General features: G+C 64.5%; 16 protein-coding genes. 2 read left to right on the plus strand and 14 right to left on the minus strand.

Annotation, left to right across the window (positions count from 1 at the left end; translation table 11 throughout):
• The first annotated feature begins 53 nt into the window (after positions 1-53).
• The gene (gene gltA / locus GSH16_RS10205) at positions 54-1,346 is read left to right on the plus strand and encodes a citrate synthase (protein WP_160854643.1); all 1,293 of its coding nucleotides are present in this window, start codon (positions 54-56) and stop codon (positions 1,344-1,346) included.
• Positions 1,347-1,391: 45 nt separating this feature from the next.
• Positions 1,392-1,862, plus strand: coding sequence for a YbaK/EbsC family protein (locus tag GSH16_RS10210; RefSeq protein WP_160854645.1), 471 nt, complete (start codon positions 1,392-1,394; stop codon positions 1,860-1,862).
• Here the strand turns inward: GSH16_RS10210 and lpxB are convergent.
• From lpxB to tsf, 14 genes are all read right to left on the minus strand, one after another.
• Positions 1,852-3,039, minus strand: a complete 1,188-nt coding sequence (gene lpxB / locus GSH16_RS10215; RefSeq protein WP_160854647.1) for a lipid-A-disaccharide synthase — start codon at positions 3,037-3,039, stop codon at positions 1,852-1,854. The genes GSH16_RS10210 and lpxB overlap by 11 nt on opposite strands.
• Entirely contained in the window at positions 3,036-3,923 is an 888-nt protein-coding gene (locus GSH16_RS10220; RefSeq protein WP_160854649.1) for an LpxI family protein, read from the minus strand. The genes lpxB and GSH16_RS10220 overlap by 4 nt, the downstream gene beginning before the upstream one ends.
• A gap of 9 nt (positions 3,924-3,932) precedes the next feature.
• Complete coding sequence (gene lpxA / locus GSH16_RS10225) at positions 3,933-4,733, minus strand: acyl-ACP--UDP-N-acetylglucosamine O-acyltransferase (RefSeq protein WP_160854651.1); 801 nt, start codon at positions 4,731-4,733, stop codon at positions 3,933-3,935.
• Positions 4,734-4,745: 12 nt separating this feature from the next.
• Complete coding sequence (gene fabZ / locus GSH16_RS10230; RefSeq protein WP_160854653.1) at positions 4,746-5,222, minus strand: 3-hydroxyacyl-ACP dehydratase FabZ; 477 nt, start codon at positions 5,220-5,222, stop codon at positions 4,746-4,748.
• A 51-nt stretch (positions 5,223-5,273) separates the two neighbouring features.
• Positions 5,274-5,750 (minus strand): OmpH family outer membrane protein, encoded by a 477-nt coding sequence (locus tag GSH16_RS10235; RefSeq protein WP_160854655.1) that lies wholly within the window; start codon positions 5,748-5,750, stop codon positions 5,274-5,276.
• Between the two features lie 165 nt (positions 5,751-5,915).
• Positions 5,916-8,270, minus strand: coding sequence for an outer membrane protein assembly factor BamA (bamA, locus tag GSH16_RS10240; RefSeq protein ID WP_160854657.1), 2,355 nt, complete (start codon positions 8,268-8,270; stop codon positions 5,916-5,918).
• A gap of 67 nt (positions 8,271-8,337) precedes the next feature.
• The gene (gene rseP, locus GSH16_RS10245; protein ID WP_160854659.1) at positions 8,338-9,675 is read right to left on the minus strand and encodes an RIP metalloprotease RseP; all 1,338 of its coding nucleotides are present in this window, start codon (positions 9,673-9,675) and stop codon (positions 8,338-8,340) included.
• Entirely contained in the window at positions 9,675-10,868 is a 1,194-nt protein-coding gene (gene dxr / locus GSH16_RS10250) for a 1-deoxy-D-xylulose-5-phosphate reductoisomerase (protein ID WP_160854661.1), read from the minus strand. The genes rseP and dxr overlap by 1 nt, the downstream gene beginning before the upstream one ends.
• 2 nt (positions 10,869-10,870) lie before the next feature.
• Positions 10,871-11,689, minus strand: coding sequence for a phosphatidate cytidylyltransferase (locus tag GSH16_RS10255; protein ID WP_160854663.1), 819 nt, complete (start codon positions 11,687-11,689; stop codon positions 10,871-10,873).
• Entirely contained in the window at positions 11,686-12,414 is a 729-nt protein-coding gene (locus tag GSH16_RS10260) for an isoprenyl transferase (protein WP_160854665.1), read from the minus strand. The genes GSH16_RS10255 and GSH16_RS10260 overlap by 4 nt, the downstream gene beginning before the upstream one ends.
• A gap of 33 nt (positions 12,415-12,447) precedes the next feature.
• A complete protein-coding gene (frr, locus tag GSH16_RS10265; RefSeq protein WP_160854667.1) occupies positions 12,448-13,005 on the minus strand; it encodes a ribosome recycling factor in 558 nt (185 codons plus the stop codon).
• A 40-nt stretch (positions 13,006-13,045) separates the two neighbouring features.
• Entirely contained in the window at positions 13,046-13,786 is a 741-nt protein-coding gene (gene pyrH / locus GSH16_RS10270) for a UMP kinase (RefSeq protein ID WP_160854669.1), read from the minus strand.
• A 147-nt stretch (positions 13,787-13,933) separates the two neighbouring features.
• The gene (locus GSH16_RS10275; RefSeq protein ID WP_160854671.1) at positions 13,934-14,311 is read right to left on the minus strand and encodes a VOC family protein; all 378 of its coding nucleotides are present in this window, start codon (positions 14,309-14,311) and stop codon (positions 13,934-13,936) included.
• Between the two features lie 80 nt (positions 14,312-14,391).
• Entirely contained in the window at positions 14,392-15,267 is an 876-nt protein-coding gene (gene tsf / locus GSH16_RS10280) for a translation elongation factor Ts (RefSeq protein ID WP_160854673.1), read from the minus strand.
• Between the last annotated feature and the right edge of the window lie 75 nt (positions 15,268-15,342).

Below are 15,342 nucleotides of genomic sequence, written 5' to 3' on the forward strand. Positions count from 1 at the left end.
ATCAGCGATGAGCAGAGCTGCCGGCAGGCAGGTACGAAGGACAAGGATAGACGATGTCAGAACAGAAAAATGCCAAACTCGACCTGAAGGGCCAGACCTTCGAACTGCCGTTGAAGAGCCCGACACTCGGACCCGATGTCGTCGATATCCGCAAACTCTATGCCGAAGCCGACGTGTTCACCTACGATCCGGGCTTCACCTCCACCGCCTCCTGCGAAAGCTCGATCACCTATATTGACGGTGGCAAGGGCGAGCTGCTCTATCGCGGCTACCCGATCGACCAGCTGGCCGAAAAATCCCACTTCCTCGAGGTGTGCTTCCTGCTGCTTTACGGCGAGCTGCCGACCGCGACCGAACTGACCGATTTCGAGACCCGCGTCACCCGTCACACGATGCTCCACGAGCAGATGACGAATTTCTTCCGCGGTTTCCGCCGCGACGCACACCCGATGGCCATCGTCTGCGGCGTTGTCGGCGCCATGTCGGCCTTCTACCATGACAGCACCGATATTTCCGATCCGTGGCAGCGCGAAGTGGCCACCATCCGGCTGATCGCCAAACTGCCGACGATCGTGGCCTGGGCCTACAAATACCATGTCGGCCAGCCCTTCGTTTATCCGCGCAACGATCTCGACTATGCGTCGAACTTCCTGCACATGTGTTTCTCGGTCCCGGCCGAGGAGTATAATGTCGACCCGATCCTGTCGCGCGCGATGGACCGGATATTCACCCTCCACGCAGATCACGAGCAGAATGCCTCGACTTCCACGGTGCGGCTCGCGGGCTCCTCGGGTGCCAACCCGTTCGCCTGTATTGCGGCCGGTGTCGCCTGCCTCTGGGGCCCTGCGCATGGCGGCGCGAACGAAGCCTGCCTGCGCATGCTGCGCGAAATCGGCTCGGTCGACCGCATCCCCGAATTCATCGAGCGCGCGCATGACAAGAACGACCCGTTCCGCCTGATGGGCTTCGGGCACCGGGTCTACAAGAATTACGACCCGCGCGCGAAAGTGATGCAGGAAACCGCCAAGGAAGTGCTCGAATTGCTCGGGGTGGAAGACAATCCGACCCTGCAGGTGGCACAGGAGCTGGAACGGATCGCCCTGTCCGACCAGTATTTCATCGACAAGAAACTCTACCCGAATGTGGATTTCTATTCCGGCATCATCCTCGATGCGATGGGCTTCCCGACCTCGATGTTCACGCCGATCTTCGCGCTCGCGCGCACCGTCGGCTGGATTTCCCAGTGGAAGGAAATGCTGGAGGATCCGACGCAGAAGATCGGTCGCCCGCGCCAGCTCTATACGGGCGCCGCGCATCGCGACTATGTCGACGTCGAAAAACGCTGATATCAGGACGGGCGCCGGGGCAATCCGGCGCCCGTTTTCCATCCGATGAGCAAGAGCCTGAAACGTGTGATCGCCGATGCCGAAGCGCGGGGCCTGCAGATCGAGGTCCTGCGGATGGACGACGGCACCCTGACGGCGCAGGCCGCCGCCGATGCGGTGGGCACGACGCCTGCACAGATCGTGAAGTCGATCATCTTCCGCGATGCGGCGACCGACGAGCATGTGCTCTTCCTGACCGCGGGCCACAACCGCGTCTGTCCCGACAGGGCCGCGCAAGTCGCGGGAATCGACCTTGCCAAGGCCGATGCGGCCAGCATCCGACGGGTGACCGGGTTTGCGATTGGCGGCGTGTCGCCGCTCGGCCATCTGACGCCGATCCGGACCTATCTCGACCCGGATATCCTGAACTTCGACACGGTCTGGGCCGCGGCCGGCACGCCGCACCATCTGTTCGAGATCGCACCGGACGCCCTCCAGAAGGCCACGGGCGCGACCACGGCGGCCTTTACGGTCTGATCTGGTCCAGCACGCTGCGCGCCGCGCGGCGCCCGGGCGGCAGATCACCCTGCCCCAGCAACGTCATCGACGTGGCAAATGCCGCTTTCTGGGCGGCCATCGCGTCCGGATCGTCCAGGAGCGCGGCCACGCCGCCTGCCAGCGCCGCCGGCGTGCAGTCCTCCAGCAGATATTCCGGCACGATGCGGCTGTCGGTCAGGATGTTGACGAGCGTGACCGTGTCGAGCTTCACCAGCCTGCGGGCGAGAAACTGCGAGAACTTCGCCCCACGATAGGCAATCACCATCGGCGTGCTGGCGGCCGCCAGTTCCAAGGACACGGTGCCCGAGGCCGCAAGCGCCAGATCGGCCGCGGCAAAGCAGGCCCGCTTGCGGGCAAGCGCGGCCTCGGCCGGCAAATCGCCCGGCTCAAGGAGCCGGACGGACAGGCCGCTTCCCGCGATCATGTCGCGCAAGGTTTCGGCCTGCGGCCCGACGGTCTGCATGAGCAGTTGCACGTCCGGCCGGTCGGCCTGCACCTGTCCGGCGGCCTGCAAGAAATCGGGGCCGAGCCGGAACACTTCCCCGCCGCGGCTTCCCGGCAGAAGCAGCAGCAACGGTCCGTCGCCGGGCGCAAATTCAGCGCGGAACCTGTCGATATCGGCGGCGCTTGGCTGCGGTTCCGTCACGACCGGATGCCCGACGAAATCGCAGGTCAAGCCCGCGGCTTCCATATAGGGCGGCTCAAAGGGCAGCAGGGCCAGCACATGGTCCACGACCTTCGCCATCTTGGCAGCGCGACCGGGCCGCCAGGCCCAGACCGAGGGCGCGACATAGTGGATCACCTTCAGGTCCGGCAGCTGTTGTCGCGCCCGCCGTGCGACCCGCAGCGTGAAATCGGGACTGTCGATGGTGACGAGCGCGTCGGGCCGTGCCGCCACAACCGCCTCAGCCGTCTCGCGGATCCGGCGCAAGAGGAGCGGCAGGCGCGGCAGCACCTCGGCCACACCCATCACCGACAGATCCTCCATCGGGAAGCGGCTCTCCAGCCCCTCGGCGGCCATTTCCGGCCCGCCAACCCCATCCACCTGTGGCGGTGCGCCAAGCTCGTCACGCAGGCCGGACAGAAGCGCCGCGCCCAGCCGGTCGCCCGACGGTTCGCCGGCGATCAGGAAAAATTTCGGATCTGCCGCCGTCATGGCGAGGGATCGGCCGGTCGCGCCCAGAGAAAGAGCCCGTGGCGGTCTGCCTCGGCAACCGTCTCGTCGAGACCGAGGATGAGCACGCTGTCGGCCTGCACTACAACGCCTGCCAGCCCGGCCGTGGCCGCATGGGTCATCGTATCGGGACCGATCGCGGGCAAGTCGACGCGCCAGTCCTGCCCCTGTTTCGGCGCCTTCAGCAGCACGCCGCGGCTGCCTTTCGGGTCGGGCCGGAAGCGGGCGCCGGTCTTGGCCACGAAATCGAGCATCTGGTCGGTGCCCTGAATGGATTCGGTGGCAAGGCAGATGCCCTGCGCCACCACGGCCCCCTGCCCGACATCGACCTCGCCAAGGGCGGCCACGATCTGGGCCGCACGGGCGGCATCGCTGCGGTCGTCCGGTCCGGGCTTGGCTTGGGTATAGACGCCCTCGCGTGCAATCAGGTTGGCGAGCATCGCATGGGGAGCGATCACCTTCATCCCTTCCGCCTCGAAAATGCCCGCGATCGCGCGGAGCGTTTCGTCATCCCCCTTTTTCAGGGCGGGCAGCACGGTCGCGGCGAGCTTCACGCCCTTCATGTCGAACCTCAGCGGGTTCAGTTTCGGGCGCACCATGCCGCCCGCGAAGGACACGGCGGTGCAACCCGCTTTCTTGAGATCGGCAAAGAGCCGGCCCGCCTTCTCGAAAACCGCATGGATGGTCGGGTGTTCGCCGGCCCAGTCCACCTCGATTCCTTCAAAGGTCACCACACGGTAGTTGAGGCCCTGCCTGCGGCATTCCTCCGCCACCATGCGCGGCAGGACCCCGGCACCCGATATGATGCCGAGACCGCCAAACAGTTCGGGCGGCGGGAAGGTCGGGGCATCGCTCTGGTCAGCCATGGCCAGCTGTCAGTCCGGCACCGTCAGGTGGCGCGCCGTGTCCGACAGGATGAATTGCGTCACCTCGACCACGAGCGGATTGTCGGCCCGGGCCTCGGCCACCTTACGGGCGCGGTCCTGCACCGTGCCCTCTCCGGAGAAGATCTCCGAATAGGCGGCGCGGAGCCCGTTGATCTGGTCCTTGGGCGCGCCCTTGCGCTTCAGTCCGACAAGGTTGAGCCCGGCCAGCGCGCCCCGATTGCCGGTCGCCATGCCGAACGGGATCAGATCGGCGACGAGGCCGGTCTTGCCGCCCACCATAGCGCCCCGCCCGATCCGGCAGAACTGGTGGACGCCCGCCTGTCCGCCGATGATCACGTCGTCCTCGACCGTCACATGGCCCGACACGGAGGTGTGGTTCGCAACCACAAGCCGGTTGCCGAGCATACAGTCATGCCCGACATGGACACCCATCATGTAAAGGCTGTCATCCCCGACACGGGTCAGACCGCCGCCGCCTTCTGTGCCGGGGTTCATCGTCACATGCTCGCGGATCATGTTGCGCGCGCCGATCTCCAGCCGGGTCTTCTCGCCGCGGAATTTCAGATCCTGCGGCTGGTGCCCGATCGAAGCGAAGGGCCAGATGCGGGTCTTCTCGCCCACGCTGGTATCGCCGGCCACAACGACATGGCTGATCAGTTCCACACCGTCGGCCAGAACCACCTGCGGCCCGACATGGCAATAGGGGCCGATCACAACGCCCGCGCCGATGCGCGCGCCTTCCTCGACGATGGCGGTCGGATGGATCTGCGCCGTCTGGTCGATGCTCATGGCAGGTCTCCCTCAGGCGCCGTCCGGCGGCGCGATCATGGCGGAAAATTCAGCCTCGGCGACGACCTTGCCATCAACCATGCCCTCGCCCCAGAATTTCCAGACCTTGCCGCGGCCGCGCACCACTTTCACATGCAGCTCCAGCTGGTCGCCGGGGCTCACGATCTGGCGGAACTTGGTCTTCTCCAGCGTCATGAAATAGACCAGCATATCGCTGTCGATCAGGTCGAGCGACTTGACCACCAGCACGGCCGCCGTCTGTGCCATCGCCTCGACGATGGTCACTCCTGGCATCACCGGGCGGGCCGGGAAATGGCCCTCGAAATGCGGCTCGTTCACCGTGACATTCTTGATCCCGACAGCACTCTCATTGACCTTGATGTCACGCACCTTGTCGATGAACAGGAACGGGTAGCGGTGCGGGATCATCCGCTTGATCTCAAGAATGTCGGCGCTCGGCAGCGCCGTGTCGGTTGTCTGTTCAGACATGGGGTCCGTCCTCGTTCTGAATCCTCTGGCGGGGCGGCCGGGCCGCCTGCCTCATGGGTCGGTTATATCGGAAATATCCGTGAAGGCGAGATCGAGTCGCTCGATCACCTCCTGCGTCACGTTGAGCCTGCGGTCCGACAGGATGAGCGCGCTTTGCTCCATGATCGCCAGTGCGCCGCGCTCGACCATCACCGCCTGCAGAACCGGCGCCGTGCGCACCAGAAAATTGCGCCGCAGCCCGTCATATTTCTCCAGGAGTGCGTCGGCCTTGCCCTCCTGGGCCTCGCGCGCCGCCACGACCTTGCGGTCGAACGCATCCGCGAGCGCGCGGAACTCGTCCTTCGTGACCGTGTCGCGCAGGTCCGTCAGCCGCTGTTCCTCGCGCTCGAACTCGCGCTCCAGATTGCGACTCTCGGCCCGCAGGCTGTCGGCCTCTTCCTCCTGCAGGCGCAGGATCTCGCGCCCGATGACGCTGTCGGTCAGGAGCCGGTCCTGATTGATGACAAGGATCGCCGGGTTCGACGGCATTGCGCCAATGGGCGCCGTTGCGCCGCTGGTGGGCGCACCCAAGGGGGCCGCGGTGCCCGCAGTTCCCTCCTGCGCCGTCGCCGGCGGTGCCCCAGCCCCGCCAAGGAGCAGGGCCAGCACCGCCGCGGGGCCTATGCCGCGAAACCCGATCATGTGCAAACTATGTCAGAAGCGGGTGCCGATGGAAAAGCGGAACTTCTCCAACACGTCGGTATCCTCGAACTGGATCGGATAGGCCCAGTCGAAGCGCAGAGGGCCGATCGGCGTTTCCCAGAAGAGGCTGACACCGGCCGCGGAGCGCAGACGGAACTTGTCGTCGATCTCCCCCGAGGCGCCCGGCACGACATTGTCGAGCGACCAGAGCGAGCCGGCTTCCGCAAAGACGCCGCCATAGATGCCCCACTCGGGCGGCAGGCCGATGGGGAAGCTGCCCTGGAACCGCGCCATTGCGTAACTGTTGCCGCCAAGGCTGTCGTCAATATCCCCGCCCGTGGCAGAGCAGGCCGAACAGACATCGCGCGGACCGACTCCGGACCGGGCGAAGCCGCGGAACGTGTCACCGCCAAGGAAGAACCGGTCGATGACACGGGTGTTGCCCTTGAAGGTGGTCAGGTAGCCGCCCTCCAGCTCGCCCGAGACGATCAGTTCCTCGTCAAAGAAGCTGCGGAAGACACGCGCGCGCGCCACCGTCTTGGAATAGGACGTATCCCCGCCGACGCCTGACAGGTCCTGATTGAGCACGAAGATGAAGCCCGCGGTCGGATCCACGACCGAGTTCCGGCGGTCATAGGCATAGGTGAAGCCGATGGCCGAGGTGGACAGTTCGCCCACATCCGCCGCGATGATCGGCGAGACATTGTCCCCGATCTCCGAAATCTCGTCGCTCGATCCGCGATAGCGCAGCGTCAGGCGCCCGTTTTCCGACACGGGGAAACCGATCCGCGGCTCGAAGCCGATATTCTTCGTCTGATAGGAGGATTCCGTCCGCGAGAAGTCGCGGTAGTAGATATCGAAACCGCCAAGCAGATCGCGATCCAGAAGCGCCGGTTCGGTGAAGCTGAACGAGGCCGTCGTCAGGTCGGTCGATTTCCCGAGCAGCACGGACACGGTCTGGCCGCGGCCAAGGAAGTTGCGTTCGGTCAGTTCGATCGTGCCCGCGATTCCTTCCTGCGTGTCATAGGACAGGCCGAAGGACAGGCTGCCGGTCGGTGCTTCCTCGACCTCCACATCGATCACGGCGCGGTTGGGTGCCGAGCCTTCCTCGACCCGCACTGCAACATTGCCGAAATAGCCCAGCCCGCGGATCCGGTCCTCCCCGCGGCGCAGGGCGCGGGAGTTGAACGCATCGCCTTCGGCAAACTCGAACTGCCGCCGGACCACGCGGTCAAGCGTGTTGGTGTTGCCGCGAATGTCGATCCGCTCGATGAAGACGCGCGGGCCCTCGAACAGCTCAAACACGATGTCGATGGTGCGGTTGTTGGCGTTTTTCTGCACGCGCGGACGCACGTCGACGAAAGCAAACCCTTTCTGACCGGCGAGGAACGCCATCCGCTCGATGATCTGCTCAACGTCCTTCGACGAGTAGACGTCACCGGAGCGCACGTCGATCAGCTTCTCGAATTCGGTCGGATCGAGGCGCGGATTGTCTGCGGCAACGCCGATGCGCCCGAACCGGTAGACCGGCCCCTCATAGAGGTTGAAGGCCACGAAGAATCCGTCCCGCTCACGCGACATTTCCGCGGTCGCGGACCGGACCTGGAAATCGGCATGGCCGCGTTCAAGGTAGAAGTCCCGCAGCAGCTGCTTGTCGAATTCCAGCCGGTCACGGTCATATGTGTCGGACTGGACGATGAAGCTGAGCAGCCCCGCCTGAGAGGTCTCGATCACGCGCCGCAGGCGGCGGTCGGAATATTTCTCGTTGCCCACGAAGGAGATTTTCTGGATCTCGGTCGTGTCGCCCTCGAACACCTCGAAGACCAGATCGACGCGATTGTCGGGGCGCTGGATGATGACCGGACGCACCTGCGCGGTGAAGCGGCCGCCGGCTGCATAGGCCGCGACGATGGCGGCGACATCGGCTTCGGCTGCGGCGCGGTTGAAGGGCTGGCGCGGGCGCAGGCGGATGACCGATTGCAACTGCTCATCGTCGATGCGCTTGTTGCCCTCGAATGCGATGCGGTTGATCGTCGGGTTCTCTGTCACCTGAATGACGAGGCTGTTGCCTTGCGGGACGATGTCGACCGACTCGAACAGGCCGGTCTCGAAGAGACGGCGGACGGCGGCGTTGATCTCATCCCCGCCGACCGGAACATTGACCGGTATACCGGCAAAGGACCGGATCGTTGCCGCCTCGATCCGCTGGTTGCCGCTGACCTGAATGGAGCCAAATGACCGTGCGCCCTGAGCAAATGCAGCACCGCCGGTGCCGTCCGGAAGGGGCACAGAAACACCTGCCAGTGCCACGCCGATGCCCAACACAGCTGCCCGGATGATCCGGCCGCCCAGGTTCAGAAATGCCATTCTGCCTGCCCCTTGTCCCTGCTCGCCTATTTGTTGGCGCTATATATAGCGTATTTTATACGCCGTGTCACAATCTCATGATGTCGTTATACGTCGCAAACAGCATCAGCAACAATACCATTGCCAAGCCTATCGACATGGCCACCTGCAGCCAGCGGTCGCTCGCGGGTTTGCCGCGGATTGCCTCATAGGCGAACATGACTAGATGCCCGCCGTCGAGCACCGGCACCGGAAAGAGGTTCAGCAGCCCGATGGCCGTCGACAGGACCGCGATCAGGTTGATGAAGCTGAGGAGCCCCTGACTGGCGGTCTCCCCCGAAATCTGCGCGATCCCGATGGGGCCTTGTAGGTTTTCCGGGCCGAGATCACCGGTGATCATGGCCTTCAGGCCGGTGAGCGAGGAAGTGATGACGAGCCAGACCCGTTCCACCCCGAGGCCGAGCGCCCGAAGCGGGTTCGGCCGTTCGGTCGCAGGCGCGAAGGCCAGCCCGCCCGACACGCCGATCATCACGCGTTTCTCGAACCCGCCCTCACCGTCGCCGGTATCGCGGAGCTCGGGCGCGATGGTCAGGTCGAGCGTTTCACCTGCGCGGTCGACCCGCAGGCCGAGCGGCGCCCCTTCGGACGCCATGACGATCTGGCGCAGGTCTTCGAACCGCACCAGATCGGTGCCGCCTGCCGACAGGATCACGTCACCCGGCTCCAGCCCGGCCCGGCTCGCGGGCGACAGGGGCTCCACTCCATAGACGATCGGCGGCAGAAGATAGGGGGCGGTGACATCGACCAGATCGCCGTCGCGGCGCACGGTCAGATCCATCGGGCCGGCCTCCGCCATTCCGTCCACGATGGTCAGAAGCTCGGTATAGTCGGCGACATCCGTGCCTTCGGCGGCAACGATCTCGTCCCCGACCTGCAATTCATTCACCTGCCCCGGCAGCGCGACAATCTCGCCTACGACGATACCCGGCTTTGCGACTCCCTGCACAAGGATGAGGCCCGCAAAGACAATCGCGGCAAGGATGAAGTTGAAGACCGGTCCGGCAAGAACCGTCAGGGCGCGGCGCCCGACGCTCGCACCGTGGAAGCTGGCGGCCCGTTCCTCGGGCGACAGTTGCTCGAGTGCGTCGGGGTCGGCGCGGCTCGACCCATCGGCGTCGCCCGCGAATTTCACATAGCCGCCGAGCGGCAGGGCCGCGACCTGCCAGACCGTGCCGCGCCGGTCGGTCCGCCGCCAGAGCACGGGGCCGAACCCCATCGAGAAAATGTCGGCCTTGATCCCGCACCAACGCCCGACGATGTAATGGCCATATTCGTGCACGAAGACGACGATCCCGAGCACGACGATGAACGGCAGCACCACCGACAGGAAGGGGCCGATCACGGGCAAGGCAGCTATCAGGTCCATCAGGCCTCCGAAACGGTTGGGACCGCGCCGGTTTCACCCAGCGGTTCCGTGGCGCGGGCGAGCGCATCGGCCCGTTGCACCGCGGCCAGATCGTAGCTGGCCAGATTGATCTCGCGATGCGTATCGAGCGCATCCATCACGCCTTCCACATGGGCCGCCATGGCCAGGAAGTCAATTTCGCCGGCAATGAACAGGTCTAGCGCGACCTCTTTCGCCGCGTTGAGCACGGCCCCGTGCAGACCGCCGCGCGCCATCGCCCGGCGCGCCAGACGGAGCGCGGGGAACCGGTCCGGATCCTCGGGTTCGAAATCGAGGCGCGAAAGGGTCGCGAAATCGAGCCGCTCGACCGGCAGGTCGATCCGTTCGGGCCAGTTGAGCGCAAAGCCGATTGCGCCGCGCATATCCGGCGCACCGAGTTGCGCCATGATCGCGCCGTCACGATATTCCACCATCGAATGGATGATGGATTGCGGGTGGACAACCACCTCCACCTGCTCCGGTGAAACGCCGAAAAGCTGATGCGTTTCAATGACCTCCAGCGCCTTGTTGAACATGGTGGCGCTGTCGATCGTGATCCGTTGGCCCATATCCCAGTTGGGGTGGCAGAGCGCCTCGTCAAGCGTCGCCTTGGCCATCTGCGCGCGGGACCATGTGCGGAACGGACCGCCGGAGGCCGTCAGGATGATCCGCGATACTTCGGACAGGCGTTCACCGCGAAGCGCCTGAAAAATCGCACTATGCTCGCTGTCGACCGGCAGGAGCGTGCAGCCCGACGCGGCACAGACCTGCTTCAGGAGCGCACCGGCACAGACAAGCGATTCCTTGTTGGCGAGCGCCAATGTGCCAGTATTTGCCGCTGCGGCGAGCGTCGGGGCGAGCCCTGCGGCGCCGACGATGGCAGAGAGAGTCCAGTCTGTCGGACGCGCGGCGGCCTCGGTAAGTGCATCAGACCCGGCCGCGACCTCGATTCCGCTGCCCTTGAGCGCTTCGGCCAGCGCCGCCCCCTGCCCCGCATCAGCAGTGACCGCGATCCGCGCCTTCAGCGCCTTTGCCTGGCACGCCAGTTCAGGGATGTTCGACGCGCCGGAGACGAGTTCAACCTCGGGGCGCTCCGCTTCGGGTAGACGCATCAGAAGATCGAACGCATTGCGCCCGATCGATCCGGTCGCGCCCAATATGCTGATCCGACGCATCTTCAGTTGCCGAAGACACCGGCGACAACACCGGTCATACCGCACAAAAGCGAAGCCGCCATCAATCCGTCCAGCCGGTCCAGAAGGCCGCCATGTCCGGGCATGATCTGGCCGCTATCCTTGATACCGCGCACCCGTTTGACATGGCTTTCCAGAAGGTCCCCGGCCTGGCTGACCATCGCGGTCACAAGGCCCAACAGGACCAGCGGGAAGAGCAGAACACCCTCGATCAGCGGTGCCATGATGGCCGCAACGAGCATCGCCAGCACCCAGCCGCCGATCGCGCCCGACCATGTCTTCTTCGGGCTGACCGCGGGCCAGAGCTTCGGCCCCCCGAATATCCGCCCGGCAAAATAGCCGCCGACATCCGCTGCAACCACCGTCAGCACCAGCCAGAGGATCAGCGTGAACCCGTCGTCGCTGTCGGACCGCAGGAGTGCCAGCCCCGCCATTGCGAGCGCGATATAGGCCAGGCCGGCAAAGGACCAGACCGGCCAGCGCCGGTCGACAAGCAGCATCGATGCGCCGCCCGCAAATACAGTCAGAAGCCCCGCCATCGGGCCGATCAGATCGGCCGCGACAACCGTGGCTGCGGCAGTCAGGATGCCGATGAGCATCGCAGGTGCCGCAATGGCGCTGTCCGTATCGAACATGCGGCGATACTCGATCTGCATCAGCGCCGCACCGGCCGCCAGCAGGACCGTGCTGAATGGCGCGCCGAGATAGAACACGCCGAGCGCCACGAGCCCAAGGCCGACGCCCGAGGCCGTACGGACACCCAGATCGGCAAATTTCGACGTGTCGGACGGGCCGTTCGTCATCCGACCACGGCTCCGAAGCGGCGTTCGCGCTGGCGGAACCGGTCCAGACAGGCCGCCAGATCGTCAGGCGTAAAATCGGGCCAGCACGTGTCGACGAACACATATTCCGAATAGGCCGCCTGCCAGAGCAGGAAGTTGGAGATGCGGTTCTCCCCCGACGTGCGGATCACCAGATCCGGGTCCGGCAGGCCGGCCGTGTCGAGATAGCCGGCAAACCGGTCCTCGGTCACATCTTCGGCGCGGAGCTTGCCGACCGCCACGTCCTGTGCCACGCGGCCCGCCGCGCGGGCCAGCTCGGCCCGCCCGCCATAGTTGAGCGCGACCGTCAGTTGCAGCCCGTCATTGGCTTCGGTCCGTTCTTCCAGCCCCAGCATGAGGCGCTGCAGGTCCTCATCCAGCCGTTCCCGGCCGCCGATGAAGCGGACCCGCACATTGTTCGACATGAGCTTGGCGGATTCCTTGGTGATATAGCGGCGGAGCAGGTTCATCAGTCCCGTGACCTCCGCCTCGGCCCGCTTCCAGTTCTCGGTCGAGAAGGCGAAAATCGTGAGATAGGTGATGCCGAGACCCGGCGCGGCCTTTACAAGATCACGCACCGATTCCACGCCCTTGCGATGGCCGGCGAGCCGCGGCAGACCGCGGCGCGTGGCCCAGCGGCCATTGCCATCCATGATGATCGCCACATGTTGTGGCGTATCCGGCGTGAATTCGGTTGTCGCGTTCATCCTGCCCTGCCCCTCGGACCCATTCAGACCAAATCAGACCTGCATAATTTCTTCTTGTTTTGCTTCCAGAACCTTATCGACTTCGGCGATTTTCTTGTCCGTCAGCTCCTGGATCTCGTCGGACCAGAGCTTCACATCATCCTCGCTCATGCCGTCATTCTTCAGCTTCTTGAGCTGGTCCATCCCGTCCCGGCGCACATTGCGGATCGCGATCCGGGCACTTTCGGCATATTGCCCGCCCAGTTTGGCCATTTCACGGCGGCGCTCTTCGTTCAGTTCCGGGATCGGAAGCCGCAGGATCGTGCCGTCCATCACCGGGTTGATGCCAAGGCCGCTGTTGCGGATCGCCTTGTCGACCGCATTGACCAGCCCCTTGTCCCAGACATTGACCACCACCATACGCGGCTCGGGCACATTGATCGTGGCGCACTGGTTGAGCGGCATGGAACTGCCATAGGCGTCCACCATCACCGGATCGAGCATGGAGGCCGATGCACGGCCGGTCCGCAGGGACGCGAACTCCCCGCGCAGCGCCGACAGTGCGCCGGACATGCGTTTTTCCAGTGCGTCGAGATCGATTTCCTCGTCCATCTTCCGTCTCCTTCCCCGGTTTTCCCGGGCTATCTGTTTGTCAGCTCGGTTCCACGACCGTGTAGCGGCCCTTGCCGTTCAGCACACCCACGAGCCCGTTCGGCTCGTCGAGCGAAAAGACCACGATCGGCAGCGCATTGTCGCGCGCCAGCGCGATGGCGGATGCGTCCATCACCTTCAGGTTTTTCTGCAAGACTTCGTCGTAAGTCACTCGTTCATAACGCTTTGCATCCGGATTGGTTTTGGGGTCGCTGTCATAGATCCCGTCAACCTGCGTGCCCTTGAAGATCACTTCGCAATCCATTTCGGACGCGCGCAGCGTGGCGGCCGTGTCGGTCGTGAAATAGGGGTTGCCGGTGCCGGCGGCGAAAACGCAGACGCGCCCTTTCTCCAGGTGGCGGACCGCGCGGCGGCGGATATAGGGTTCGCAGATCTGGTCCATCGGAATGGCCGAGATCACACGGGTGAAGATGCCCAGATCCTCAAGCGCGGACTGCATGCCGAGCGCGTTCATCACCGTGGCGAGCATGCCCATATAGTCGGCCGTTGCCCGCTCCATCCCCTGCGCGGAACCCTGCAGCCCGCGAAAGATGTTGCCGCCACCGATCACGAGGCAGATTTCCACGCCCAGATCATGGACCTTCTTGATCTCGTTGGCGATGCGCTGGACGGTGGGCGGGTGGAGCCCGAATTGCTGGCTGCCCATCAGGGCTTCGCCAGAGATCTTCAGCATGACACGTTTATAGGCCGGCTTGGTTTCGCTGTCTGACCCGTCCGTCATGCAAAGATTCTCCGTCTGTTGAAACAGCGCCAAAATGGGCGATAACGGCACCGGATTCAATGCCAAACGCACCCTTTCGGGCGGTTTCCCGCCCCCGCCCTTTCCCGCTGTGGTGGAACCGTCGGCCGCTGATGCCGGCCTGTCGCGCTACGGATCGAGCCGCCAGGGCGGATGGCGGCGGTTGTCACCCGCATGATAGAGGCAGAGCCGGTGACCCGTCGGATCGGTGAACCGCGCTTCGCGCCAGAGCCAGCTTTCGCTTGTCGGCGGGCTATCGAAACGGATGCCGCGCGCCTTCAGATCGGCATGGGTCGCGTCCACATCCGCGACCTCGAAATAGAGCACGGTGCCACCGACCCGCGGCGCGTCCGACAGGTGGAGCGAGAAGGTGCTCGTCCCCGATGGCAGTTCGAACCGCGCATATTCCCCGCGGGCCGAGACGATCAGCCGGAAGCCGAGCGTCAGGTAGAAATCGACGCTGGCTTTGAAATACGCGACGTCGATCGTGACCTGGTTGAGGTCCATTGCCACCCCCGGCACTGCTGTTGCCAAAGAAAAAGGGCCCACCCTTCCGGGCAGGCCCTTCGAACCTAGCGGTGGCTGGATCAGCCGGCCATGGTCTTGGCGACCTCGGCGGCGAAATCCTCTTCGACCTTCTCGATGCCTTCGCCGACTTCGAGACGGACATAGCCGAGAACTTCGGCACCGGCATCCTTGGCGGCCTGACCGACCGTCACGTCCGGGTTCATGACGAATTTCTGGTTCAGAAGGGTCACTTCCTCGAAGAATTTCTTCATGCGGCCGACGATCATCTTCTCGATGACATTGTCGGGCTTGCCGGATTCGCGGGCCTGTTCGGTGAGCACCTGCTTCTCGCGCTCGACCAGAGCCTGATCCAGATCGGCTTCGGACAGCGAGGCCGGGTTGGTCGCGGCAACGTGCATGGCGATCTGCTTGGCGACGCCTTCGTCACCGCCCTTGAGCGCGACGAGCACGCCGATCTTGCCCATGCCGGTCGCGGCGGCATTGTGGACGTAGGTGGCCACGACATCGCCTTCGATCCGGGCCATGCGGCGCACGGACATGTTCTCGCCGATGGTGGCAACCTTGTCGGTCACAGTCGCTTCGACGGTCTTGCCGCCAAGGTCGGCCGCTTTCAGCGCGTCGACATCGGCCACGTTCAGCGCGGCTTTGGTGATGTCGGACACCATGGACTGGAATTCGGCGTTCTTGGCGACGAAGTCGGTTTCGGAATTGACCTCGACAGCCACGCCAACGCCATTCTCGACGGCCACGCCGACGAGACCCTCGGCCGCGGTGCGGTCGGATTTCTTGGCCGCTTTCGCAAGACCTTTGGTGCGCAGCCAGTCAACGGCAGCTTCCATGTCGCCGTCATTTTCGGTGAGCGCCTTCTTGGCGTCCATCATGCCCGCGCCGGTGGCGTCGCGGAGTTCTTTGACCTGAGCAGCGGTAATCGCCATCTTCGATCTCCTTCGTGAATCAACGGGAACCGGCCTGTTGCCGGTTCGCAAACGGTCTGGGTGCCGCAGGGGTCT

This window comes from Oceanomicrobium pacificus (assembly GCF_009833495.1).
Classification (GTDB): domain Bacteria; phylum Pseudomonadota; class Alphaproteobacteria; order Rhodobacterales; family Rhodobacteraceae; genus Oceanomicrobium; species Oceanomicrobium pacificus.

Coding starts and splice junctions, on each gene's coding strand:
- lpxA (WP_160854651.1), bottom strand. CDS start 4,733: ATGAGCATCGACCAGACGGCGCAGATCCATCCGACCGCCATCGTCGAG.
- GSH16_RS10255 (WP_160854663.1), bottom strand. CDS start 11,689: ATGACGAACGGCCCGTCCGACACGTCGAAATTTGCCGATCTGGGTGTC.
- GSH16_RS10220 (WP_160854649.1), bottom strand. CDS start 3,923: ATGGCTGACCAGAGCGATGCCCCGACCTTCCCGCCGCCCGAACTGTTT.
- bamA (WP_160854657.1), bottom strand. CDS start 8,270: ATGGCATTTCTGAACCTGGGCGGCCGGATCATCCGGGCAGCTGTGTTG.
- GSH16_RS10275 (WP_160854671.1), bottom strand. CDS start 14,311: ATGGACCTCAACCAGGTCACGATCGACGTCGCGTATTTCAAAGCCAGC.
- tsf (WP_160854673.1), bottom strand. CDS start 15,267: ATGGCGATTACCGCTGCTCAGGTCAAAGAACTCCGCGACGCCACCGGC.
- dxr (WP_160854661.1), bottom strand. CDS start 10,868: ATGCGTCGGATCAGCATATTGGGCGCGACCGGATCGATCGGGCGCAAT.
- pyrH (WP_160854669.1), bottom strand. CDS start 13,786: ATGACGGACGGGTCAGACAGCGAAACCAAGCCGGCCTATAAACGTGTC.
- GSH16_RS10260 (WP_160854665.1), bottom strand. CDS start 12,414: ATGAACGCGACAACCGAATTCACGCCGGATACGCCACAACATGTGGCG.
- frr (WP_160854667.1), bottom strand. CDS start 13,005: ATGGACGAGGAAATCGATCTCGACGCACTGGAAAAACGCATGTCCGGC.
- GSH16_RS10235 (WP_160854655.1), bottom strand. CDS start 5,750: ATGCCGTCGAACCCGGCGATCCTTGTCATCAATCAGGACCGGCTCCTG.
- GSH16_RS10210 (WP_160854645.1), top strand. CDS start 1,392: ATGAGCAAGAGCCTGAAACGTGTGATCGCCGATGCCGAAGCGCGGGGC.
- fabZ (WP_160854653.1), bottom strand. CDS start 5,222: ATGTCTGAACAGACAACCGACACGGCGCTGCCGAGCGCCGACATTCTT.
- rseP (WP_160854659.1), bottom strand. CDS start 9,675: ATGGACCTGATAGCTGCCTTGCCCGTGATCGGCCCCTTCCTGTCGGTG.
- lpxB (WP_160854647.1), bottom strand. CDS start 3,039: ATGACGGCGGCAGATCCGAAATTTTTCCTGATCGCCGGCGAACCGTCG.
- gltA (WP_160854643.1), top strand. CDS start 54: ATGTCAGAACAGAAAAATGCCAAACTCGACCTGAAGGGCCAGACCTTC.